The following is a 21,402-nucleotide window of genomic DNA, read 5'->3' as shown; positions in this document are numbered from 1 at the left end:
CCTCCCTTGAGGAAAGGAGACTACCAGAGTTCGCTTTCCTCGCGTGTGATTTGTTTTAATTTTCCGTTAACCGTTTTGATGACTATATCGCCGTGGTGCCGCGCATCGATGGATTTCACTTTGCCGCCAATACCATCTAAAACGATCACTTGAATCTTTCCTTTTTCTAGTTTTCCTGTAACGGTTTGTGTATTTAGGTCATAATTCAAGTCGTTTGCTATTTCCAACGAGGACTCCCCCTGATATAATGAAATTAAGGGTAGCAGGAGAAATCCTGTTTTTTTTATGCCCTTTTTGCTTTTGGCCAGTCCCAATGAATCTCTTTGGTCGGGGATGATTGCGGCTGGCTTTTTTGCTTAGGGTTTTTCCGTTTGTATTCAGCTAACTGTTCAGGTGTCATGACCCAAGTTTCAACTTTGCCTGGAAACCTAGAATTTTTATTTTCATTCAATATCAATTCACCTTCCTATCAAACTTCTAAATGATTGATGTAGTTTACCTCTAGCTCTTCATCTGACATTCTGTTGAGATATTCTTTACCGAAATTTCCGATAACAGAAAGCCATTCAATCATGAGCTCACGTTCTTCTTGGCTCAAATTCTCACCTCCCAGCTCTGCAAACTAAATCTAGAAATGCTTGTCTTTTTAGGAAGGATGAGCAAGGTTCAAAACGGATAATTGTAACCAGCTGCTGCAGCGTGGCATTCTCAAAAGTAAATCCCTTGGCATTTTCGTTCACGATCACTTGCCTCCTTACCTAGCAACCCTGATTCCCTGGGATCGATTAAACCCTGTTTCGCTGAATGGATGGTAAGAAAGAGAACTTCTTCGATTTCTCTCATGAATGACTCCGAAATATCGACGATTGATTCCCCTTTATCCCACATGCACTGAAACTGCTTAATCTCGTATTCATACCAGAGGAAGTTGCTTTCAAGAAAAACAATATATACAGGACCATCTTTAAGTAACTCTCTGATTCGTTTATTTTTCAGTTCGAAATCATTTTTGCTTATCCAGATTGCCTCACATGGTCCAAGTCCATTCGAACGATGGGGAAGGATTCTTTGCTTCGCGAAATCAACAATCAACAAAAGCAACTCTTCCAATGGCCGTATCAATAGCTCTGACATTTCTCGAATGCTTCTGCCTTCGTACCAATAGGTCAACGTTTTCCGCATCTGTACAAGCGACCATTCGAAATTCGTATCTTCCAGAGCAATTTCCAGTCTGTCTAAAGCTTCAATGGCTGCCATTACACGATCAACTTCCTTAACCGGCCAGTCTCCCGATGTATCACTTGCATCTGCTCAGATAGGTTTTTAACAACCAACCAATTATTAGGATTCAGACCGTTCATTTTAATGATGTCCATTTGGGCACGTGTTGGCTTCTTTCCGTGTTTCATTTGCATACCTCCTAAAATGGGATGTCTTCTTTTCTCCGATCCTTAGCGTTTTTAAAGAGAATGTATTTCGGACGCTTGAGCATTCTGGAAACAAGCTTTTTGTCATACATATTGAAAATTGACTCTTTGTTCAAATTTGTAGTGATGATGGTGCTCTTGTGCTGACGCTTTGTGAGGACAGCGTATATGATTCTTTGTACAAAGTCGGTAGCTTGCTTTTCGCTATCGATAGCGCCTGTTTCAGCCCCTATGTCATCTAATACGAGATAATCGACACTTGCGAGAAGATCTATAAAATATCGCTCGGTATACTTGCTCTTTTTGTCTCCGAACGAATCTTTCATGAGTCGCATCATTTCTTCAACGGAGACAAACAGAGAAGACTTGTCCATTTGTTTATCATCGTTTATTTCTCTCAGAATGGAATAAGCTAAATGACTCTTGCCAGCACCTTGTTTCCCCTGAAAAAAAATGTTAAAGGTTAGATTTTCTTTGTAATGAGCAAAGCACTCTTTGGCACTTTTGAGATTACTAGATGTCTCTTGGCAATCCGTTATGTAATTGTCAAAAGAAGCATTTAGTAATTCCTGATCAGGTACAATGCTTTTTCTTAGCAAAACATGTTCGAGCTTACTAGCTTCAGCTCTGGCTGCTTCTGCTTGATCAATTGAAGCCTGAACTTCTTTCTCTAATTTCTTAGTGCTTTCTTGAGCAGCACAGATAGGACAAAAAGCATCGCCTTTGGCATTGGACATTTTATAAACTGTTTTTGTATGCCAATCACCGTTTTTAAAATATTTATGCTTGTTGCATGTCTCAGAAAGGAAGGTCATCGTAGTCATCGTCTTTAACTGATCCTTGATTGCTTGCAAATTGACTACCTCCTTTTTGATTTAGATAAGATTCAAACTTGGTACCAAATAAAGTCTCAGGCCGAAGGAATTTTACCATATCGGTGTTTCTCCATTCATTGCTTTTTACAAGAATGACCTGTTTAAAGTCTTCAAACTTGAATCCTTCATTCCACCGAGCTTTGATAAGGTCCTTAGTTTTTTGTGTGGTTTCTCTAAAATTTTTTTCAGCAACTTTATTCAAGAAATCGATAATTAGTTTAAAAGGTATATTATCTTTTTCTTTATCTATATCTAATTCTTTTTCTTTATCTATTACGTGACTGTCACGTGACTTCACGTGACTATTATTAGGTATTTGTAAAAATTTTTGTTTATCACGCTGCCGTTGTTTTCTGAGTCGATTTTGCTCCCTGATTTTATCCATACCTTGAATATTTTGGTGTTTTTCCCAATTACAAATAGAAATAAACTGATTTTCATTGATTTCAATCATCCCGAATTGTTCAAATGTCTTTAACGCCAATCTAACAATTGGTATTGGACGATTAAATATTGCAGCTAACATTTCCTCAGTGTAAGGAATATTTTCACTTAAAAAAATGTACCCTGAAGCATTGGTCTTACCAGCTTGTGTCAACAATTTCACCCATATGATTAATAAGGTGTCAGATTCAGGCATCTGCTCGATTAGTTTGATTTTCTCGTCTTCAAACATATGGGTGCTTAATTTAATCCACTTAACTTCGGACATATTAAATCAACAACCTCACAATTTATTTCATACAATGGTGTAGTTATTCTCCTCATCCTAAAGGCCTTGACTAATTTTCCAATATCGTTGATGCTGCCTCCTAGCAAACGAAGCGATGTTATTTCTCCTTTTAGGACCATGACGATCTCTAGATGGATAAAAAATTGGGATAATAGAAGAGCTTTATCTTTAGTTAATGGATTCACCCTATCACCTTTTTCTAAAATATTTTATTGAAATGCATATCCAAAAAATCTGCCATTCTACTTGCTTGAAAACTCCAGGACTGACCCTTGGATTTCGGATAAAAAACAAATCCGCCATTTTCACTATCAAGTACTTTTCGAAATTGAGTAGGATAAAGAATATTCTCTTTAATCCATTCCGATTTGCGACGGATGCGCTGTTCTAAGTCCTTCATGTTCCAATAAACACCCGCAAGTTCTTGTTTTTTCAATTCTTTCAACTCTACTTTAGAAATAAGTACAGAATCCTCCGGAATCGGAATAGTTAGGTTTACGTTTAAGTGTTGCATAGTACCACCCCCTTTTTATTTAGTTTCTAAATAGAAACTTTTTGATTAAAAAAATATTTGTCTGCGCTGATATTTAAGTATTCACAAATTTTATTGACTTCATGAACCTTAAAATCTTTACCCTGCTGACCGTTTAGGATTAGATTAACTCTGGTCCTATTCATGCCTAATAGATCAGCTATCTCTTGTTGTCTAATGCCTCTTTCAACCAAAAAACCCTTAAATTTGTTGTAACCTGCCATACCCTCACCATCTTTCTTGTTTCCATGTCGAAACTTGATGTAACTTCATACTAAAATAAACCAGTTTCTTTGTCAACAACTTTTGTGTCGAATTATACAACAAATGTTGCTATATAGAAACACATCCTATATAATAAAGAAAATATAATAAAAGGTAGGGGCATGGAAAATTATGAGTAATTTCAGTTATAATTTGAGGAAATTAAGAAAGTCAAAAAATTTAACTATGGATCAATTAGTTAAAGAAGTAAATGAAAAGTACAACACGAAATTTAGTAAAGGAATGATTTCCAAATGGGAAAACGGAAAAGATGCTACTGTATCATCAGCTAGTACGTTAGCTAATTATTTTGGTGTAGACCTGGATGAAATCTTAGGTTTAAACGTTGATAAAAACGAAGTTCACCCCCCTAGTGATTTAATCCCAATTGTCGGAACGATTGCTGCTGGTACTCCAATTTTTGCCGAACAAAATATATTGGGCTATGCGCCCGGCCCACCAATGATGAAAGTTAAAGATAAAGATACATTTTACTTAAAAATTAAAGGTGAAAGTATGAATCGAGAATTTGATAATGGAAGTTTTGTTTTAATTGAACGTGATGCACAAGTTGAAAATGGAGAAATTGCAGCTGTATTGGTAAATGGTGATGAAGCAACAGTTAAGAAAGTAAACTTAAAAGACAATTTATTAACTCTAATACCTTTGAGTACTGATGATACATTTTATCCTCAAGTAATCGACTTAGAAAAAAATGAAGTCACTGTCATAGGGAAAGTGATTGGTGCATTTAAACAATATTAAAGGTGGGCAAGAAAATGGCTAGCTATCAAAAGCGAGGAAAAACGTGGCAGTATACTATCAGTCGTATGGTAAACGGAAAATCTGAGCCTATCCGAAAAAGTGGTTTTCGTACAAAAGGAGAGGCTAAAGCTGCAGCTACTGAAATAGAAGCCCAAATAAGAAAAGGTACCATACCAAGTTTAACCCCTGTACCGCTTGTTGATTATTTCGATAAATGGGTAAATCTGTATAAGAAGAAAGTAAGCAATACCACATTAAAGCATTACCATTATACATCTAATCAGCTTAAAAGTTACTTTGGTGCAAAGCATATCCAGGATATTAAAAGACACGACTATCAGCTCTTTTTAAATGAATTTGGCTCAACCAGAGCAAAAGAGACAGTGGAAAAACTAAACACTCACATCCGGGCCTGTGTACAAGACGCAATTGAAGAAGGTATTGTACCAGTAGATTTTACGAGAAAAGCGGAATTAACGTGGACAACTCCAGCAAAAAAAACCTCGGAAAAACATTTAAATTTTATGGACAGCCAATTACTACTCAGAGAATTACACAAAAGACTTGATAAAGGATTAGGCTATTATTTACTTTTACTGGCTCTAACATCAGGCATGAGATTTGCAGAATTGGTTGGGCTAACAAGAAAAGATTTCGATTTCATAAATAATAAAATTACAATTAATAAGACGTGGGGTTATATGGAGCGATCGCAAGAAGGATTTGGTCCGACAAAAAATGAAGCGTCGAATCGAGTGATCAAAATGGACAAGCCAACAATGAACGCATTTAAAGGACTATTTCAGCTTTTAACACCAAACATGTATGGCCTTGTATTTTATAGTCCTAGCTCAAAGTACAAAGTAATTAGTAATACGAATGCTAATAAATTGTTAAGAAAACTTTTGCTTGAGTTAGAGATAGAGTCAATCACCGTACACGGATTAAGGCACACTCATGCTAGCGTACTGCTATATAAAAAAATATCGGTATACTATGTAAGTGAACGTTTAGGACATAAAGATATAGAAACAACACACAGAGATTATTCTCATGTTATCAAAGAGCTTAGAGAAGAAGACGAGGAAGGAACAATCAAGACATTTGAAACAATGGTTGTGTAAAAAATGTGTAAAACGAAAATAATTTATATCGTTTTCTATCGACTCCTCTAAAAAACAAAAAACCCACAAAACATTGATATTACAACGTTTGTGAGCTTCTAAGAATTTCTTATATTCTCCAAAAAACTTCTAAAGATACCGGTGGTCGGGGTCGAACCGACACTCCAAAAGGAACACGATTTTGAGTCGTGCGCGTCTGCCAATTCCGCCACACCGGCAAGATGTGAACTAAATAATGTTGGTGCCGAGGGCCGGACTCGAACCGGCACGGTAGTCACCTACCGCAGGATTTTAAGTCCTGTGTGTCTGCCAATTCCACCACCCCGGCATAAAGGCGACACCCGGATTCGAACCGGGGATAAAGGTTTTGCAGACCTCTGCCTTACCACTTGGCTATGCCGCCACACTAAATTAGCAAGTTGGAGCGGAAGACGGGATTCGAACCCGCGACCCCCACCTTGGCAAGGTGATGTTCTACCACTGAACTACTTCCGCAAAGACTTTATATATATTATATGCAAAATAATAAAAAAAAGAAACTGGGCTAGCTGGATTCGAACCAACGAATGACGGAGTCAAAGTCCGTTGCCTTACCGCTTGGCTATAGCCCAATAAATAAATGGGGCGATTGATGGGAATCGAACCCACGAATGCCAGAGCCACAATCTGGTGCGTTAACCACTTCGCCACAACCGCCATGGTAAGAATATGAAAAATAATATGGCAGGGGCAGTAGGAATCGAACCCACACCGGAGGTTTTGGAGACCTCTGTTCTACCGTTAAACTATGCCCCTTTAATAAAAATGGTGGAGGGGGACGGATTCGAACCGCCGAACCCTGAGGGAGCGGATTTACAGTCCGCCGCGTTTAGCCACTTCGCTACCCCTCCGAAAAGCAGTGCCGGCAAGAGGACTTGAACCCCCAACCTACTGATTACAAGTCAGTTGCTCTACCAATTGAGCTACACCGGCAAAATAAATGATAGGAACTTGCTTTACACAAGTGGTGGCTCGGGACGGAATCGAACCGCCGACACACGGATTTTCAGTCCGTTGCTCTACCAACTGAGCTACCGAGCCGTATTTTATTGTCTTATATGAATGGCGGTCCGGACGGGACTCGAACCCGCGACCTCCTGCGTGACAGGCAGGCATTCTAACCAACTGAACTACCGGACCATATTTGGTTGCGGGGGCAGGATTTGAACCTGCGACCTTCGGGTTATGAGCCCGACGAGCTACCGAACTGCTCCACCCCGCGATGATAAAAATTCCACTTGCTTTATTCAGCCTCTCAATCGGTGTGATAATTACTCCGTAATGAAAAGCTATAACATTGTATTAAGAACCAATGATGGAGGATGACGGGCTCGAACCGCCGACCCTCTGCTTGTAAGGCAGATGCTCTCCCAGCTGAGCTAATCCTCCGAAAAACTGAGACTAAATGGTGACCCGTACGGGATTCGAACCCGTGTTACCGCCGTGAAAGGGCGGTGTCTTAACCGCTTGACCAACGGGCCCCTTATATAAAGTATGTATGTATAAAGATCCAATATGGCGGAGAGCAAGGGATTCGAACCCTTGAGACGGGAAAACCGCCTACACGATTTCCAATCGTGCTCCTTCGGCCACTCGGACAGCTCTCCAAAAATGGCTCCGCAGGTAGGATTCGAACCTACGACCGATCGGTTAACAGCCGATAGCTCTACCACTGAGCTACTGCGGAATATGTCTGCCTGGCAACGTCCTACTCTCACAGGGGGAACCCCCCAACTACCATCGGCGCTGAAGAGCTTAACTTCCGTGTTCGGCATGGGAACGGGTGTGACCTCTTCGCCATCATTACCAGACAAAATAGGGACAAAATCAATTATACTATGTATTATATAAATTTCAATAGAGAAAATAAATATTCTCTCAAAACTGGATAACGTTTTAAGCAAATGACATTCATATTTGGTTAAGTCCTCGATCGATTAGTATCTGTCAGCTCCATGTGTCACCACACGTCCACCTCAGACCTATCTACCTGATCATCTTTCAGGGATCTTACTTCCATAGGGAATGGGAAATCTCATCTTGAGGGGGGCTTCATGCTTAGATGCTTTCAGCACTTATCCCGTCCGCACATAGCTACCCAGCGATGCCCTTGGCAGAACAACTGGTACACCAGCGGTGCGTCCATCCCGGTCCTCTCGTACTAAGGACAGCTCCTCTCAAATTTCCTGCGCCCACGACGGATAGGGACCGAACTGTCTCACGACGTTCTGAACCCAGCTCGCGTACCGCTTTAATGGGCGAACAGCCCAACCCTTGGGACCGACTACAGCCCCAGGATGCGATGAGCCGACATCGAGGTGCCAAACCTCCCCGTCGATGTGGACTCTTGGGGGAGATAAGCCTGTTATCCCCGGGGTAGCTTTTATCCGTTGAGCGATGGCCCTTCCATGCGGAACCACCGGATCACTAAGCCCGACTTTCGTCCCTGCTCGACTTGTAGGTCTCGCAGTCAAGCTCCCTTGTGCCTTTACACTCTGCGAATGATTTCCAACCATTCTGAGGGAACCTTTGGGCGCCTCCGTTACATTTTAGGAGGCGACCGCCCCAGTCAAACTGCCCACCTGACACTGTCTCCCCGCCCGATAAGGGCGGCGGGTTAGAAGGTCAATACAGCCAGGGTAGTATCCCACCGATGCCTCCACCGAAGCTGGCGCTCCGGTTTCAAAGGCTCCTACCTATCCTGTACAAGCTGTACCAACATTCAATATCAGGCTGCAGTAAAGCTCCACGGGGTCTTTCCGTCCTGTCGCGGGTAACCTGCATCTTCACAGGTACTATAATTTCACCGAGTCTCTCGTTGAGACAGTGCCCAGATCGTTGCGCCTTTCGTGCGGGTCGGAACTTACCCGACAAGGAATTTCGCTACCTTAGGACCGTTATAGTTACGGCCGCCGTTTACTGGGGCTTCAGTTCGCACCTTCGCTTACGCTAAGCGCTCCCCTTAACCTTCCAGCACCGGGCAGGCGTCAGCCCCTATACTTCGCCTTGCGGCTTCGCAGAGACCTGTGTTTTTGCTAAACAGTCGCCTGGGCCTATTCACTGCGGCTTCTCGGGGCTATTCACCCTAAGAAGCACCCCTTCTCCCGAAGTTACGGGGTCATTTTGCCGAGTTCCTTAACGAGAGTTCTCTCGATCACCTTAGGATTCTCTCCTCGCCTACCTGTGTCGGTTTGCGGTACGGGCACCATTTTCCTCGCTAGAGGCTTTTCTTGGCAGTGTGGAATCAGGAACTTCGCTACTAAAATTTCACTCGCCATCACAGCTCAGCCTAATAAGGAAACGGATTTACCTATCTCCTTAGCCTAACTGCTTGGACGCGGATATCCAACACCGCGCTTACCCTATCCTCCTGCGTCCCCCCATTGCTCAAACGGAAAGGAGGTGGTACAGGAATATCAACCTGTTGTCCATCGCCTACGCCTTTCGGCCTCGGCTTAGGTCCCGACTAACCCTGAGCGGACGAGCCTTCCTCAGGAAACCTTAGGCATTCGGTGGAGGGGATTCTCACCCCTCTTTCGCTACTCATACCGGCATTCTCACTTCTAAGCGCTCCACCAGTCCTTCCGGTCTGGCTTCACAGCCCTTAGAACGCTCTCCTACCACTGTTCGAAGAACAGTCCGCAGCTTCGGTGATACGTTTAGCCCCGGTACATTTTCGGCGCAGAGTCACTCGACCAGTGAGCTATTACGCACTCTTTAAATGGTGGCTGCTTCTAAGCCAACATCCTGGTTGTCTGAGCAACTCCACATCCTTTTCCACTTAACGTATACTTTGGGACCTTAGCTGGCGGTCTGGGCTGTTTCCCTTTCGACTACGGATCTTATCACTCGCAGTCTGACTCCCAAGGATAAGTATTTGGCATTCGGAGTTTGACTGAATTCGGTAACCCGGTAGGGGCCCCTCGTCCAATCAGTGCTCTACCTCCAATACTCTTACCTTGAGGCTAGCCCTAAAGCTATTTCGGAGAGAACCAGCTATCTCCAGGTTCGATTGGCATTTCACCCCTACCCACACCTCATCCCCGCACTTTTCAACGTGCGTGGGTTCGGGCCTCCATTCAGTGTTACCTGAACTTCACCCTGGACATGGGTAGATCACCTGGTTTCGGGTCTACGACCACGTACTCATGCGCCCTATTCAGACTCGCTTTCGCTGCGGCTCCGTCTCTTCAACTTAACCTTGCACGGGATCGTAACTCGCCGGTTCATTCTACAAAAGGCACGCCATCACCCGTTAACGGGCTCTGACTACTTGTAGGCACACGGTTTCAGGATCTCTTTCACTCCCCTTCCGGGGTGCTTTTCACCTTTCCCTCACGGTACTGGTTCACTATCGGTCACTAGGGAGTATTTAGCCTTGGGAGATGGTCCTCCCGGATTCCGACGGGATTCCTCGTGTCCCGCCGTACTCAGGATCCACTTGGGAGGGAACGGACTTTCAACTACAGGGTTGTTACCTTCTTTGACGGGCCTTTCCAGACCTCTTCATCTACCCCGTTCCTTTGTAACTCCGTATCAAGTGTCCTACAACCCCAAGAGGCAAGCCTCTTGGTTTGGGCTAATCCCGTTTCGCTCGCCGCTACTTAGGGAATCGCGTTTGCTTTCTCTTCCTCCGGGTACTTAGATGTTTCAGTTCCCCGGGTCTGCCTTCTTATCTCTATGAATTCAAGATAAGATTCTGTTCCATTACGAACAGAGGGTTTCCCCATTCGGAAATCTCCGGATCAAAGCTTGCTTACAGCTCCCCGAAGCATATCGGTGTTCGTTCCGTCCTTCATCGGCTCCTAGTGCCAAGGCATCCACCGTGCGCCCTTTCTAACTTAACCGTTAGATCGAACTTACTACAAAAAAATCAATGTGAATGTCTTACTCTTTCGTTATCCAGTTTTCAAAGAACATCATCTTCATTTGAAGGAATGATCCTTCAAAACTAAACAAGATCGTACGTACCTGTCCCGAGGAAGCTCTCGGGAGAGCTCCCTCGTTTCCGTTCATTATCCTTAGAAAGGAGGTGATCCAGCCGCACCTTCCGATACGGCTACCTTGTTACGACTTCACCCCAATCATCTGCCCCACCTTCGGCGGCTGGCTCCAAATGGTTACCTCACCGACTTCGGGTGTTGCAAACTCTCGTGGTGTGACGGGCGGTGTGTACAAGGCCCGGGAACGTATTCACCGCGGCATGCTGATCCGCGATTACTAGCGATTCCAGCTTCATGCAGGCGAGTTGCAGCCTGCAATCCGAACTGAGAACAGATTTGTGGGATTGGCTAAACCTTGCGGTCTCGCAGCCCTTTGTTCTGCCCATTGTAGCACGTGTGTAGCCCAGGTCATAAGGGGCATGATGATTTGACGTCATCCCCACCTTCCTCCGGTTTGTCACCGGCAGTCACCTTAGAGTGCCCAACTGAATGCTGGCAACTAAGATCAAGGGTTGCGCTCGTTGCGGGACTTAACCCAACATCTCACGACACGAGCTGACGACAACCATGCACCACCTGTCACTCTGTCCCCGAAGGGAAAGCCCTATCTCTAGGGTGGTCAGAGGATGTCAAGACCTGGTAAGGTTCTTCGCGTTGCTTCGAATTAAACCACATGCTCCACCGCTTGTGCGGGCCCCCGTCAATTCCTTTGAGTTTCAGTCTTGCGACCGTACTCCCCAGGCGGAGTGCTTAATGCGTTTGCTGCAGCACTAAAGGGCGGAAACCCTCTAACACTTAGCACTCATCGTTTACGGCGTGGACTACCAGGGTATCTAATCCTGTTCGCTCCCCACGCTTTCGCGCCTCAGCGTCAGTTACAGACCAGAGAGTCGCCTTCGCCACTGGTGTTCCTCCACATCTCTACGCATTTCACCGCTACACGTGGAATTCCACTCTCCTCTTCTGCACTCAAGTTCCCCAGTTTCCAATGACCCTCCCCGGTTGAGCCGGGGGCTTTCACATCAGACTTAAAGAACCGCCTGCGCGCGCTTTACGCCCAATAATTCCGGACAACGCTTGCCACCTACGTATTACCGCGGCTGCTGGCACGTAGTTAGCCGTGGCTTTCTGGTCAGGTACCGTCAAGGTACCGGCTTATTCAACCGGCACGTGTTCTTCCCTGACAACAGAGCTTTACGATCCGAAAACCTTCATCACTCACGCGGCGTTGCTCCGTCAGACTTTCGTCCATTGCGGAAGATTCCCTACTGCTGCCTCCCGTAGGAGTCTGGGCCGTGTCTCAGTCCCAGTGTGGCCGATCACCCTCTCAGGTCGGCTACGCATCGTTGCCTTGGTGAGCCGTTACCTCACCAACTAGCTAATGCGCCGCGGGTCCATCTGTAAGTGGTAGCACAAGTGCCACCTTTGATCACAAAACCATGCGGTTTCGTGACGCATCCGGTATTAGCCCCGGTTTCCCGGAGTTATCCCGATCTTACAGGCAGGTTACCCACGTGTTACTCACCCGTCCGCCGCTAACCTTTCGGAGGCAAGCCTCCAAAGGTCCGCTCGACTTGCATGTATTAGGCACGCCGCCAGCGTTCGTCCTGAGCCAGGATCAAACTCTCCAATAAAAGTTTGACTGACTACGCATAGTCGCCTATGCGATTTTTTAAAACAAAATCTAGAATTAACAGGTACGTTTGTCTTGTTTAGTTTTCAAAGATCATTATTCGTTCGCTTCAGAAGCGACTTTATTAATGTAACATTTCAAAAGATCTTAGTCAATACTTTTTTCAATGTTTTTTTGCCGCCTCAACTTAAGCAATCAACTTTGTTTTTCAGCGACGCATATTAATATACCATCGCATTTAAAAAGAGTCAACACCTTTTTTTACAGAATATCCTCTATGATATATATGCTGTCCCTTTGTTTCTATTCTTTTTACTTCTACGAAGCCTTTAGAGACAAGAAATTCAATCAACACACCCAAATCTGTTATGAATAATTTTAATTCCGGATGCTCCAAAAGCTCTCCAAAAAGCCATACCGGCTTTTCTTCCATGATCGTTAGAATATAGGAAGAGCCGACCTCCGCTTTACTGTGAATCAGAAAATCACTTGCTAAAAATAATAATTCAAGTCTTTTTTCGAGGCTTTCATTGCTTTCAATTAATTCTAGATAGAGCTTATACACTTGCGGCTCCATGTGGCGAACTTGATTCCAAACTGTTACCTCAGGATGAAACCCCTTATCAATGACTTCAATTCTTGCCAAATGGTGCAGCGCATGGACAATCGAATTATAGGCGTCCAAAAATTGTTTCGATTCAAAGAAAGCTTTTCCTTCTATATATCTTCTTATCAGTTTTCCATACTCCAACCCAATTTTCATTTTGCGGTCAGAAAAAGGAAATGTATAGAGCCAATCCACTAAATTCGCAACGTATTCGTTTCGGTCAAAAAGAACTTTGCCATTCATGATCCAATCAATAGTCCTTCTATTTGTGCCTAACAAAATCCATTCCTGAATTTGAGATTCTGACACTACATGTAATGAAGCTGTTTTCCCTTCAAATTCATAATGCTTAACAAATATCGGCGCTTCGGACTTTTTTGAAATGACCAGCAATGCCACATCAAAGTTGTCTGTAGCAGGTGAAGTCTGATTTTTTCTTTCAATTAAAATAACTGCTAACGTGTCCGAATGACTAGCTCTTTCTTGATAAATAGGACGGAGTATATTTTCCATAATCAATTCCTCCAATATATGTATGGTGTTCAGGGGCTCTTTGTGTATTTCTACAACTAAAAACAAACTCCTTTATTTTCGCAAATACTTCAGCAATTCCGCAAGACTTTTTTTGTAATCTTTTGTATTTTGGATATGTTATATTTAAATCAGGGGGATGAGAGATGGCAAAGTATACGAGTAAAATTAATAAAATTCGTACGTTTGCTTTAAGCTTAATATTCGTGGGTTTTATCATTATGTACGTGGGACTCTTTTTCATGAATAACATTTGGCTCGTCACCATTCTTATGATGCTCGGGCTGTTATCCATTTGTTTGAGCACGGCCGTTTACTTTTGGATCGGCATGCTTTCAACAAGGGCTGTCAAAGTTATATGCCCGTCCTGCAATAAGGAAACGAAAATTCTCGGCCGGGTGGATATGTGCATGCATTGCAGAGAGCCGCTCACATTGGATAAGAACCTGGAAGGAAAAGAGTTTGATGAAAATTATAACCGAAAAATGAAATAAGCAGCCTTGTTTTGGCTGCGCTTTCTTTTCGACAGCAAAAAAGCTGGCTCGCAGATAGTTAGCGACCAGCTTTTTAATGGGTTTCTTTTTTCTCGCACTCTTGACATACTCCGTATATCTCAAGACGGTGATGGGTTACTTTAAAGCCTGTCACGTGGGATGCGAGCTGCTCTACCTCATCAAGGCCGGGGTAATGAAAATCAACGATTTTACCGCAATTTTCACAGATCGCATGGTAATGATTCGATGTGACAAAGTCAAACCGGCTAGAAGAATCGCCATAAGTTAACTCCTTAACTAAACCCGTTTCACGAAATACCCTTAAATTATTGTAAACGGTTGCCACGCTCATATTTGGAAATTTGCCTTCTAAGGCTTTATATATATCATCAGCAGTAGGGTGAGACATTGAATTTATGAGAAATTCCAAAATCGCATGACGTTGAGGAGTAATACGAACTCCAGTATCCTTCAACGTATCCAAGGCTTCTTTCAAATGATGTTCAGCCATTCCGTCATGCACCTCTTTTCTAAAAGAAATTCTTACATTATAACGTTTATAATTAGTGTAACTCCTAGGAATAATTATTGTCAATTATTTTTATTGCGAACCTTATGGTAAAAAAGAAACTAACTGGAAAAGTTAGCTTCCTTCACACTTGAACGGTTTCTCTTAATTCCTGGAGCGCTTCAGCTACATGATCTTTTACCTTTACTTTTCGCCATTCCTTAATTAGCTTTCCTTCCTTATCAAGCAGGAATGTAGATCGCTCGATGCCCATGTATTCTTTGCCGAAGTTTTTTTTCAGCTTCCAAACCCCAAAGGCCTCGGCCAGCTTATGCTCATCATCAACAAGCAGTGTAAAAGGCAAATCGTGCTTTTCTATAAATTTTTGATGCTTTCCCTGATCATCTGGACTTACCCCGACGATAACTGCATCAAGCTCTGAAAAGCTCTCAACCCTGTCACGAAAATCACAAGCTTGAGTCGTACACCCAGGGGTCATATCTTTCGGATAAAAGTAAAGCACAACATATTTCCCTTTTAAATCTGAAATCTTTACGTTTTCTCCTTTTTCATTTACCAGCTCGATGTCAGGCACATTTTCACCTATTTGAATACTCATGTCATCTTTGCCTCCCTTTTATATTAGCGTACCCAAAATCGTCTGATCTGACAACTGTAGACACTTTTACTGAACAGCATGTTAAAATAGAGGCTAGATTTAAACAGGAGGTCCTATTCAATGAATCATACGCAATCCGAATTGCTTCACGAAGAAGCGCTTAAACACATCGTAGGAGGAGTAAACAGCCCGTCGAGATCCTTTAAAGCGGTCGGAGGCGGAGCACCTGTCACAATGGAAAAAGCGAATGGAGCTTATTTTTGGGACGCGGACGGCAATAAGTACATAGATTACCTTGCAGCTTACGGACCGATTATTACAGGACATGCACATCCTCATGTTACAGAAGCAATTCAAAAAGCAGCGGCAAACGGGGTTCTTTACGGAGCACCGACAAAGCATGAGATTAAGTTTGCAAAGATGCTGAAAGAAGCCATTCCTTCAATGGATAAAGTACGTTTTGTAAATTCCGGTACGGAGGCTGTTATGACCACCATCCGAGTAGCAAGAGCTTATACAGGACGAGACAAAATAATCAAATTTGCCGGGTGCTATCACGGGCACTCTGACCTTGTGCTCGTCGCTGCAGGTTCAGGTCCGGCAACATTAGGTTCTCCAGATTCGGCGGGTGTGACAAAAAATATCGCTAAGGAAGTCATTACCGTCCCTTTCAATGATATAGAAAGCTACAAAGCGGCGCTTGATAAATGGGGCGATGAAGTTGCTGCAGTGCTTGTCGAGCCGATTGTCGGGAATTTTGGAATCGTCGAGCCTAAAGAAGGCTTTCTGGAAGCAGTCAATGAACTCACTCATAAAGCCGGTGCACTCGTTATTTACGATGAGGTCATTACAGCCTTCAGGTTTATGTACGGCGGTGCTCAGGATTTATTGGGAGTCAAACCGGATTTAACTGCGCTTGGAAAAATTATCGGCGGCGGACTGCCAATCGGAGCTTATGGCGGCAGCAAGGAAATTATGGAGAAGGTTGCTCCTCTTGGCCCTGCCTATCAAGCAGGAACAATGGCTGGAAATCCGGCTTCTATTCTTTCCGGAATCGCGTGCTTGGAAGTATTAAAGGAAGAAGGCGTTTATGAAAATCTTGATCGTCTCGGCGCTAAGCTTGAAAGCGGAATATTAGAACATGCGCGTAATACTGGAACAGAAATCACGATAAACCGGCTAAAAGGTGCTTTAACTGTTTACTTTACAAACGAGAAGGTTGAAAATTACGAGCATGCAGAAAACACTGATGGTGAGAAATTCGGAAGGTTTTTCAAACTCATGATTGAGCAAGGCATTAACCTTGCGCCTTCGAAATACGAGGCTTGGTTCCTTACGATCGCACATACAGAAGAAGACATTGATCATACACTCGCTGCTGTGAAAAATGCCTTTAAGGAGCTTTAAGGGAAAAAATTTGGTTTCGTTGATCAAGCGGGGAGCCGATCCCCGCTATTTTTTTAATATCTTGTATATTTTCTCCTTGCACACTATATATTACATTATTGTTTAGTACCGCTTTGCTAAGGGAAAATTAAGATTTCAAAGAAATATCTTAGAGAAAGGACGGTAACGAGTTAATGAAGCTTGGTGCCCGTATTTTTAAAACAGGAATTGCTATTACGCTCGCACTCTGGATAGCACAATTAATCGGAATACCCAATCCACTGTTGGCGGGAATAGTGGCCATTTTTGCAATTCAGCCTACAATTTATCGTTCTTTTTTAACGATCATTGACCAGCTGCAAGGAAATGTAATCGGGGCAGTTCTGGCCACAACTTTTGGGTTGCTATTTGGGCCAAGTCCACTCGTTATTGGTTTCACAGCTCTTATCGTCATTACTTTGAATTTAAAATTGAAGATTGAGCACACCATTCCAATTACTCTTGTGACAGTTATTGCGATTTTGGAAAGTCCCGGAGATAATTTTTTGTATTATGCCGCTCTTAGAACGAGTGCTGTAGCAATTGGAGTTTTATCATCATTTGTTGTAAATTTTTTATTCTTCCCTCCGAAATACGAAACGAAGCTTATTCGAACAACAGTTGAAACAACAGAGGAGATTATTAAGTGGACGAGACATATAACAAACCATTCAACGATGCATTCTGTACTAAAGGAAGACATTGAAAAGCTGAAAGAACAAATGGTGGATCTGGAGCAGCTCTTTATGCGATACAAAGAAGAAAGAAGCTATTCCAAACGGGCAGCTTTTGTTAAGTCAAGGAAGCTGGTTTTGTTCAGACACTCCATTTCTACCTCGAATCGGGCATTGGATCTGTTACAAAAAGTACACCGGCTCGAGAATGAAATCCATGATTTGCCAGAGGAAATGAATAGAACGTTTGTTAAAGAGATTGAGGATCTCCTTCTCATTCACGAGCGGATTCTCCTCTCACTCACAGGAAAAATAAAATCTACGAAACCGAGAGAAATTATTGAAAGAAGCATCCTGCTGAAAAAAGATAATATCGTTACCTTTTTAAATCATCGCAAAAACCACGGTGATGACACAATAAATGAAAGCCTAATGCTAGTGATTGCAAGTGTTGTCGACTATCGTGAGCATCTCGAACATATGGAAATACTGCTTTCGAGTTATCAAAATTACCATACAAAGAACAGCGAGCTTAAAGTATGAGAAAAAGGAGCGGAAGGTTAACCTATCGCTCCTTTTCTTTATCGTGTATCCTTCATCTTCGGATCAAGTGTGTCTCTTAATCCGTCTCCCATCAAATTAAAACCTAATACCGTAAGCATAATGGCTATCCCCGGGAAAATGAGCGTCCAAGGGGCTTGAACAAGGAAAGATCTAGCGTCTGCAAGCATCTTTCCCCATTCAGGGGCAGGGGCTTTTGCGCCAAGTCCGAGAAAGCCAAGTGCAGCTGCTTCGATGATAGCTGTTCCGATGGCTAGCGTCGCTTGAACGATAATTGGCGACAGGCTGTTCGGAAATATATGAAGCAATAAAATACGGGAATGCTTCATACCCACTGATCTTGCTGCAAGTACATACTCTTCTTCTTTCACACTAAGCACTTTTGATCGAACGAGCCGGCCAAACGTAGGAATATTTATGATCGCGATGGCGAGCAGAGCATTTTCCAAAGAAGGCCTCAAGATTGCAACAACTGCGATCGCAAGCAAAATGCTTGGAAATGCAAGCATAATATCAAATATCCTCGAAATGATTATATCAATCCATTTGCCGAAATAGCCGGCAATGACGCCAAGCAAAGTACCTACTATCATTGAACCCAATACGGATAAGAATCCAACCCATAGCGAGATTCTTGCCCCATAAACGACTCGTGAAAAAATGTCTCTCCCAAAATCATCCGTTCCAAACCAATGCTCTCCAGAAGGCGGCTGCAAACGATTGGCCATTATCTGCTCATTAAGTCCATAAGGTGCAATAAAAGGAGCAAAAATCGCGAGCAGGACAAAAAATGCCACAAGAATCGTACCGGCTAAAGCTAATTTGTTAGAAAAAAATTGTTTCATATGCCCAATGATCAGACGTTCATCTTTTTCAATCGAAACAGGGATCTTCTGATTCTCAACAGTAGGCTGCATAATTACCCCCTAATATGTAATTCGTTTGTCAATCAAAGCATATAAAAGATCGACAATGAAGTTAATCAAGACAAAAATCGTCGCTATGACCAAAATACCGGATTGAATGACAGGGTAATCGCGGGCACCGATCGCCTCATAAATGTATCTGCCAATTCCCGGCCAGCCAAATATCGTCTCTGTCAATATCGCGCCTCCAAGTAATAACCCTGTTTGCAACCCAATGATGGTCAATATGGGTATAACTGCGTTTTTCAACCCATGCTTGTAAATCACTACGACCATTTTTACTCCCTTGGCTCGCGCTGTTCTCATATAGTCGGATTGAATAACTTCAATCATGCTTGCCCTTGTGATTCTGGCGATAATCGCAGTAGGTATCGTGGCCAACGCTGCACTTGGAAGCACTAAGTGCCTGAGTACTTCAACAAATTGATCAAATCTTCCTTGAACCAGTGTATCGATCAAATACAGGCCGGTAATCGATTGGACTGGATCCCTGACATTCTCTCTCCCGGTAATCGGAAACCAATCAAGCTGCAAGGAAAAGTACCATTGCATCATTAGTCCCAGCCAGAAAATCGGTATGGAAACGCCAATTAATGCGATAACCATTGATGTGTAATCAAAAAATGAATTTCGAAACCAGGCACTGATAATGCCGGCATTTACTCCTATAATAACGGCTAAAATCATTGCTGCAGCAGTTAACTCAATGGTAGCAAGCAAATAAGGCATCATTTCCTCTGATATGCTTGCTTTTGTTTTTATACTGGTGCCAAGATCACCTCTTAAAAGATCCATAATATAATTTCCGTATTGTACATACCATGGATTATTTAACCCTAACTGAATGCTCAGTTCTTCAATAGCTTCCTTAGTTGCCCTCTGGCCTAATATGACCTGGGCCGGATTTCCCGGAATCAGCCGGGTGATCGAAAATACAACAAGCGTCATTCCGAATAATACGGGCAGGAGCAGACCTATTCGTTTTAAACTGTATGAAAGCAAATCTATCACCGCGCTTTTTAAGTTTTAAGCATGAGAAAAACGAAAAAAGGGAGAAGCTTTCCTCCCTTCTCATGTATTTATTCTTTAAATTGTACTTTTGTCAATGGTTCGGATCCTGTTGGATGCGGCATATATCCTTCAACGTTGGACCTTGCCACCAGGATTGGCGTTGAATGAACAAGAGGCGCCCAAGGAGATTCATCATGGATAATTTCCTGGGCTTGCATATACAATTCATTACGTTTCTGTTGATCAGGGTCAGATTGTGCTTTAATTAAAATATCATGCAGTTTATCATTGCTGTAATAGGAATAGTTATTGCCGCCTATGCTGTCTTTATCTAAAAGAGTGTAAATGAAGTTGTCCGGATCTCCATTATCACCGGTCCAGCCAAGAAGATAGGCTTCGCCTTCCCCTTTAGTAAGCTTATCAAGATAAGTAGCCCATTCGTATGTGACAATCTCAGCTTTCACACCAATTTTCTCAAAATCAGCTTGTATTTTTTCAGCAATTTTCATTCCGTCAGGCATATAAGGTCTTGGTACAGGCATCGCCCACAAATCCATCTCAAAGCCGTCAGGATATCCTGCTTCTGCTAGCAATTGCTTTGCTTTTTCAGGATCGTAAGGGTATTCCTCAATATCGTTGTTGTACCCTTCCAAGGACGGAGGAAGCGGGTTTTTTGCCGGTTCAGCAAGGCCTCCATAGAAAGAATCGATGATTTCCTGTTTGTTCACCGCATAATTCAACGCCTGGCGTACAAGCTTGTTATTAAACGGTTCTTTGTTAACAGTAAATCCAAGATAACCTATGTTCATTGACGGACGTTCAAGCTTCTTAAGGTCCGGATTTGACTCGATGGTTTTTAGGTCTGAAGGATTGACGCCGTCCATAATGTCAATTTCTCCCCCTTGCAATGCATTTAAGCGGGCAGAGTTTTCAGGAATTGACCTGAAAATAATTTCATCTAACTTTGCGCCTTCTCCCCAGTAGTCTTCATTTTTTTCAATTGTAATCCTGTCATTTGGCTTCCAATCCACAAATTTAAACGGACCGGTGCCGACTGGTTGCTCGCGGAACTTATCACCGGATTTCTCGATTGCAGCAGGGCTGGCAATTCCAAACGGAGACATAGCCAGGTTTTTCAAGAAAGGAGCCTGAGGCCGTTTTAAAATAAATTGAATTTTGTAGTCATCGAGTACTTTAATTTCTTTAATGACGTGTCCTTCGTCTTTTTTATAGCCGCCGAACATCGTATAATAAGGAAACTTCTCTTCATCCCCGTTCATCCAGCGGTCAAAGTTAAACTTTACTGCTTCTGCGTTGAAATCTGTTCCATCATGGAATTTTATGCCTTCCTCCAAATCAAACGTATACGTTAATCCGTCATCTGACACTTCCCATTTTTTTGCTAGGCCAGGCTGGATCGTAGTGTCTTGTTCACCATATTCTAATAGTGTTTCAAAAATATTTTGAGTAACTTTAAATGCTTCGCCTTCAGTCGTTGTAATCGGGTCAAGAGAAGTTGAATCTCCGCCCCTTCCGTAAATTAATGTTTTCTTTTCATTATTCTGGCCGCTGCTCTCGTTACCGCCAGTGCCGCTTGAGCAGCCGAGCAAAGCAATGCTAAGTATGAATACGAGTATTACCGAGCTGATTGCAAGCTTTTTTCCCATTCGTTTTTCCCCTTTCCTATTTGTATAATGAACTGCTACTCTGC

Annotated in this window: 21 protein-coding genes, 16 tRNA genes and 3 rRNA genes; 5 read left to right on the top strand and 35 right to left on the bottom strand. The window is 43.0% G+C overall.

The features are described 5' to 3' along the window. Positions 1–20 precede the first annotated feature (20 nt). From AM592_RS01625 to AM592_RS01595, 9 genes are all read right to left on the bottom strand, one after another. Positions 21–227: an XtrA/YqaO family protein gene (locus tag AM592_RS01625; protein WP_225970317.1), complete on the bottom strand. Its 207-nt coding sequence runs from the start codon at positions 225–227 to the stop codon at positions 21–23. A gap of 56 nt (positions 228–283) precedes the next feature. Continuing rightward, the gene (locus AM592_RS24060) at positions 284–451 is read right to left on the bottom strand and encodes a hypothetical protein (RefSeq protein ID WP_158320282.1); all 168 of its coding nucleotides are present in this window, start codon (positions 449–451) and stop codon (positions 284–286) included. An 18-nt stretch (positions 452–469) separates the two neighbouring features. Continuing rightward, on the bottom strand, positions 470–598 hold the full coding sequence (locus AM592_RS23870; RefSeq protein WP_148564297.1) for a BH0509 family protein: 129 nt from the start codon (positions 596–598) through the stop codon (positions 470–472). A gap of 110 nt (positions 599–708) precedes the next feature. Beyond that, a complete protein-coding gene (locus tag AM592_RS01620) occupies positions 709–1,257 on the bottom strand; it encodes a hypothetical protein (protein WP_053602154.1) in 549 nt (182 codons plus the stop codon). Continuing rightward, positions 1,257–1,409 carry a DUF6906 family protein gene (locus AM592_RS24275; RefSeq protein ID WP_192841130.1) on the bottom strand — a complete coding sequence of 51 codons (153 nt, stop codon included), beginning with the start codon at positions 1,407–1,409 and terminating at the stop codon, positions 1,257–1,259. Before AM592_RS24275 ends, AM592_RS01620 begins: the two co-directional genes overlap by 1 nt. Positions 1,410–1,420: 11 nt before the next feature. Further along, positions 1,421–2,281, bottom strand: a complete 861-nt coding sequence (locus AM592_RS01615) for an ATP-binding protein (RefSeq protein ID WP_053602153.1) — start codon at positions 2,279–2,281, stop codon at positions 1,421–1,423. Beyond that, positions 2,226–3,014 (bottom strand): phage replisome organizer N-terminal domain-containing protein, encoded by a 789-nt coding sequence (locus tag AM592_RS01610; RefSeq protein WP_053602152.1) that lies wholly within the window; start codon positions 3,012–3,014, stop codon positions 2,226–2,228. Before AM592_RS01610 ends, AM592_RS01615 begins: the two co-directional genes overlap by 56 nt. 220 nt (positions 3,015–3,234) lie before the next feature. Continuing rightward, entirely contained in the window at positions 3,235–3,549 is a 315-nt protein-coding gene (locus AM592_RS01600) for a DUF771 domain-containing protein (protein WP_053602150.1), read from the bottom strand. 26 nt (positions 3,550–3,575) lie between these two features. Beyond that, on the bottom strand, positions 3,576–3,791 hold the full coding sequence (locus AM592_RS01595; RefSeq protein ID WP_053602149.1) for a helix-turn-helix transcriptional regulator: 216 nt from the start codon (positions 3,789–3,791) through the stop codon (positions 3,576–3,578). A 172-nt stretch (positions 3,792–3,963) separates the two neighbouring features. Here AM592_RS01595 and AM592_RS01590 point away from each other — a divergent pair, with 172 nt between their 5' ends. Both AM592_RS01590 and AM592_RS01585 read left to right on the top strand, forming a co-directional pair. Next, the gene (locus AM592_RS01590) at positions 3,964–4,596 is read left to right on the top strand and encodes a helix-turn-helix domain-containing protein (protein ID WP_053602148.1); all 633 of its coding nucleotides are present in this window, start codon (positions 3,964–3,966) and stop codon (positions 4,594–4,596) included. A 14-nt stretch (positions 4,597–4,610) separates the two neighbouring features. Beyond that, the gene (locus AM592_RS01585) at positions 4,611–5,720 is read left to right on the top strand and encodes a site-specific integrase (RefSeq protein WP_053602147.1); all 1,110 of its coding nucleotides are present in this window, start codon (positions 4,611–4,613) and stop codon (positions 5,718–5,720) included. A 136-nt stretch (positions 5,721–5,856) separates the two neighbouring features. On the opposite strand, the gene AM592_RS01580 is transcribed toward AM592_RS01585, so the two are convergent. The 21 genes from AM592_RS01580 to AM592_RS01485 form a co-directional block, all read right to left on the bottom strand. Further along, positions 5,857–5,938, bottom strand: a tRNA-Leu gene (locus AM592_RS01580). Between the two features lie 21 nt (positions 5,939–5,959). Further along, positions 5,960–6,048: transfer RNA gene (locus AM592_RS01575), tRNA-Leu, on the bottom strand. A 4-nt stretch (positions 6,049–6,052) separates the two neighbouring features. Beyond that, a tRNA-Cys gene (locus AM592_RS01570) sits at positions 6,053–6,123 on the bottom strand. A gap of 17 nt (positions 6,124–6,140) precedes the next feature. After that, positions 6,141–6,215, bottom strand: a tRNA-Gly gene (locus AM592_RS01565). A 44-nt stretch (positions 6,216–6,259) separates the two neighbouring features. Then, positions 6,260–6,331: transfer RNA gene (locus AM592_RS01560), tRNA-Gln, on the bottom strand. Between the two features lie 9 nt (positions 6,332–6,340). Next, positions 6,341–6,416: transfer RNA gene (locus tag AM592_RS01555), tRNA-His, on the bottom strand. A 25-nt stretch (positions 6,417–6,441) separates the two neighbouring features. Continuing rightward, positions 6,442–6,515, bottom strand: a tRNA-Trp gene (locus tag AM592_RS01550). 10 nt (positions 6,516–6,525) lie between these two features. Further along, positions 6,526–6,610, bottom strand: a tRNA-Tyr gene (locus tag AM592_RS01545). A 9-nt stretch (positions 6,611–6,619) separates the two neighbouring features. Continuing rightward, positions 6,620–6,692, bottom strand: a tRNA-Thr gene (locus tag AM592_RS01540). A gap of 32 nt (positions 6,693–6,724) precedes the next feature. Beyond that, positions 6,725–6,800: transfer RNA gene (locus AM592_RS01535), tRNA-Phe, on the bottom strand. A 22-nt stretch (positions 6,801–6,822) separates the two neighbouring features. Then, positions 6,823–6,899 (bottom strand) — tRNA-Asp (locus AM592_RS01530). 5 nt (positions 6,900–6,904) lie between these two features. Beyond that, a tRNA-Met gene (locus AM592_RS01525) sits at positions 6,905–6,981 on the bottom strand. Between the two features lie 94 nt (positions 6,982–7,075). Beyond that, positions 7,076–7,148 (bottom strand) — tRNA-Val (locus AM592_RS01520). A gap of 17 nt (positions 7,149–7,165) precedes the next feature. Beyond that, positions 7,166–7,240, bottom strand: a tRNA-Glu gene (locus AM592_RS01515). 35 nt (positions 7,241–7,275) lie between these two features. Next, positions 7,276–7,366 (bottom strand) — tRNA-Ser (locus tag AM592_RS01510). Between the two features lie 5 nt (positions 7,367–7,371). Then, positions 7,372–7,446: transfer RNA gene (locus AM592_RS01505), tRNA-Asn, on the bottom strand. Positions 7,447–7,454: 8 nt separating this feature from the next. After that, positions 7,455–7,570 (bottom strand): 5S ribosomal RNA (gene rrf, locus AM592_RS01500). A gap of 106 nt (positions 7,571–7,676) precedes the next feature. Then, positions 7,677–10,606: ribosomal RNA gene (locus AM592_RS01495) — 23S ribosomal RNA — on the bottom strand. 40 nt (positions 10,607–10,646) lie between these two features. Then, the gene (locus AM592_RS24915; RefSeq protein ID WP_264080142.1) at positions 10,647–10,775 is read right to left on the bottom strand and encodes a hypothetical protein; all 129 of its coding nucleotides are present in this window, start codon (positions 10,773–10,775) and stop codon (positions 10,647–10,649) included. 9 nt (positions 10,776–10,784) lie between these two features. Then, a 16S ribosomal RNA gene (locus AM592_RS01490) occupies positions 10,785–12,336 on the bottom strand. The 16S, 23S and 5S rRNA genes sit together here with 16 tRNA genes alongside, the layout of an rRNA operon. A gap of 237 nt (positions 12,337–12,573) precedes the next feature. After that, a complete protein-coding gene (locus tag AM592_RS01485; protein WP_053602146.1) occupies positions 12,574–13,455 on the bottom strand; it encodes a nucleotidyltransferase-like protein in 882 nt (293 codons plus the stop codon). Positions 13,456–13,619: 164 nt separating this feature from the next. On the opposite strand from AM592_RS01485, the gene AM592_RS01480 reads away from it, so the two are divergent. Then, positions 13,620–13,967 (top strand): YgzB family protein, encoded by a 348-nt coding sequence (locus tag AM592_RS01480; protein WP_053602145.1) that lies wholly within the window; start codon positions 13,620–13,622, stop codon positions 13,965–13,967. Positions 13,968–14,040: 73 nt separating this feature from the next. Here the strand turns inward: AM592_RS01480 and perR are convergent, their stop codons facing one another. Continuing rightward, positions 14,041–14,478: a peroxide-responsive transcriptional repressor PerR gene (gene perR / locus AM592_RS01475; RefSeq protein WP_053602144.1), complete on the bottom strand. Its 438-nt coding sequence runs from the start codon at positions 14,476–14,478 to the stop codon at positions 14,041–14,043. A gap of 142 nt (positions 14,479–14,620) precedes the next feature. After that, positions 14,621–15,094, bottom strand: a complete 474-nt coding sequence (gene bcp, locus AM592_RS01470; RefSeq protein ID WP_053602143.1) for a thioredoxin-dependent thiol peroxidase — start codon at positions 15,092–15,094, stop codon at positions 14,621–14,623. Positions 15,095–15,214: 120 nt separating this feature from the next. On the opposite strand from bcp, the gene AM592_RS01465 reads away from it, so the two are divergent. Continuing rightward, entirely contained in the window at positions 15,215–16,501 is a 1,287-nt protein-coding gene (locus AM592_RS01465; protein ID WP_053602142.1) for a glutamate-1-semialdehyde 2,1-aminomutase, read from the top strand. 173 nt (positions 16,502–16,674) lie between these two features. Then, positions 16,675–17,736, top strand: a complete 1,062-nt coding sequence (locus AM592_RS01460; protein ID WP_053602141.1) for an FUSC family protein — start codon at positions 16,675–16,677, stop codon at positions 17,734–17,736. A 38-nt stretch (positions 17,737–17,774) separates the two neighbouring features. On the opposite strand, the gene AM592_RS01455 is transcribed toward AM592_RS01460, so the two are convergent. From AM592_RS01455 to AM592_RS01445, 3 genes are all read right to left on the bottom strand, one after another. Next, entirely contained in the window at positions 17,775–18,671 is an 897-nt protein-coding gene (locus tag AM592_RS01455; RefSeq protein ID WP_053602140.1) for an ABC transporter permease, read from the bottom strand. A 9-nt stretch (positions 18,672–18,680) separates the two neighbouring features. Continuing rightward, positions 18,681–19,682: an ABC transporter permease gene (locus tag AM592_RS01450; protein WP_053602139.1), complete on the bottom strand. Its 1,002-nt coding sequence runs from the start codon at positions 19,680–19,682 to the stop codon at positions 18,681–18,683. 77 nt (positions 19,683–19,759) lie between these two features. Further along, complete coding sequence (locus AM592_RS01445; protein ID WP_053602138.1) at positions 19,760–21,358, bottom strand: ABC transporter substrate-binding protein; 1,599 nt, start codon at positions 21,356–21,358, stop codon at positions 19,760–19,762. Positions 21,359–21,402: the final 44 nt, after the last annotated feature.

This window comes from Bacillus gobiensis (assembly GCF_001278705.1).
GTDB classification, from domain to species: domain Bacteria; phylum Bacillota; class Bacilli; order Bacillales; family Bacillaceae; genus Bacillus; species Bacillus gobiensis.
This window is presented reverse-complemented; position numbering and strand designations above follow the sequence as displayed.

What these genes read in the sequence shown, in the direction of transcription:
- AM592_RS24915 (WP_264080142.1), bottom strand. Translation starts at nt 10,775, where the DNA reads ATGAACGGAAACGAGGGAGCTCTCCCGAGAGCTTCCTCGGGACAGGTA.
- AM592_RS01455 (WP_053602140.1), bottom strand. Translation starts at nt 18,671, where the DNA reads ATGCAGCCTACTGTTGAGAATCAGAAGATCCCTGTTTCGATTGAAAAA.
- AM592_RS01485 (WP_053602146.1), bottom strand. Translation starts at nt 13,455, where the DNA reads ATGGAAAATATACTCCGTCCTATTTATCAAGAAAGAGCTAGTCATTCG.
- AM592_RS01620 (WP_053602154.1), bottom strand. Translation starts at nt 1,257, where the DNA reads ATGGCAGCCATTGAAGCTTTAGACAGACTGGAAATTGCTCTGGAAGAT.
- bcp (WP_053602143.1), bottom strand. Translation starts at nt 15,094, where the DNA reads ATGAGTATTCAAATAGGTGAAAATGTGCCTGACATCGAGCTGGTAAAT.
- AM592_RS01590 (WP_053602148.1), top strand. Translation starts at nt 3,964, where the DNA reads ATGAGTAATTTCAGTTATAATTTGAGGAAATTAAGAAAGTCAAAAAAT.
- AM592_RS01460 (WP_053602141.1), top strand. Translation starts at nt 16,675, where the DNA reads ATGAAGCTTGGTGCCCGTATTTTTAAAACAGGAATTGCTATTACGCTC.
- AM592_RS24275 (WP_192841130.1), bottom strand. Translation starts at nt 1,409, where the DNA reads ATGAAACACGGAAAGAAGCCAACACGTGCCCAAATGGACATCATTAAA.
- AM592_RS01585 (WP_053602147.1), top strand. Translation starts at nt 4,611, where the DNA reads ATGGCTAGCTATCAAAAGCGAGGAAAAACGTGGCAGTATACTATCAGT.
- AM592_RS01465 (WP_053602142.1), top strand. Translation starts at nt 15,215, where the DNA reads ATGAATCATACGCAATCCGAATTGCTTCACGAAGAAGCGCTTAAACAC.
- AM592_RS01445 (WP_053602138.1), bottom strand. Translation starts at nt 21,358, where the DNA reads ATGGGAAAAAAGCTTGCAATCAGCTCGGTAATACTCGTATTCATACTT.
- AM592_RS01610 (WP_053602152.1), bottom strand. Translation starts at nt 3,014, where the DNA reads ATGTCCGAAGTTAAGTGGATTAAATTAAGCACCCATATGTTTGAAGAC.
- AM592_RS01600 (WP_053602150.1), bottom strand. Translation starts at nt 3,549, where the DNA reads ATGCAACACTTAAACGTAAACCTAACTATTCCGATTCCGGAGGATTCT.
- perR (WP_053602144.1), bottom strand. Translation starts at nt 14,478, where the DNA reads ATGGCTGAACATCATTTGAAAGAAGCCTTGGATACGTTGAAGGATACT.
- AM592_RS01480 (WP_053602145.1), top strand. Translation starts at nt 13,620, where the DNA reads ATGGCAAAGTATACGAGTAAAATTAATAAAATTCGTACGTTTGCTTTA.
- AM592_RS01595 (WP_053602149.1), bottom strand. Translation starts at nt 3,791, where the DNA reads ATGGCAGGTTACAACAAATTTAAGGGTTTTTTGGTTGAAAGAGGCATT.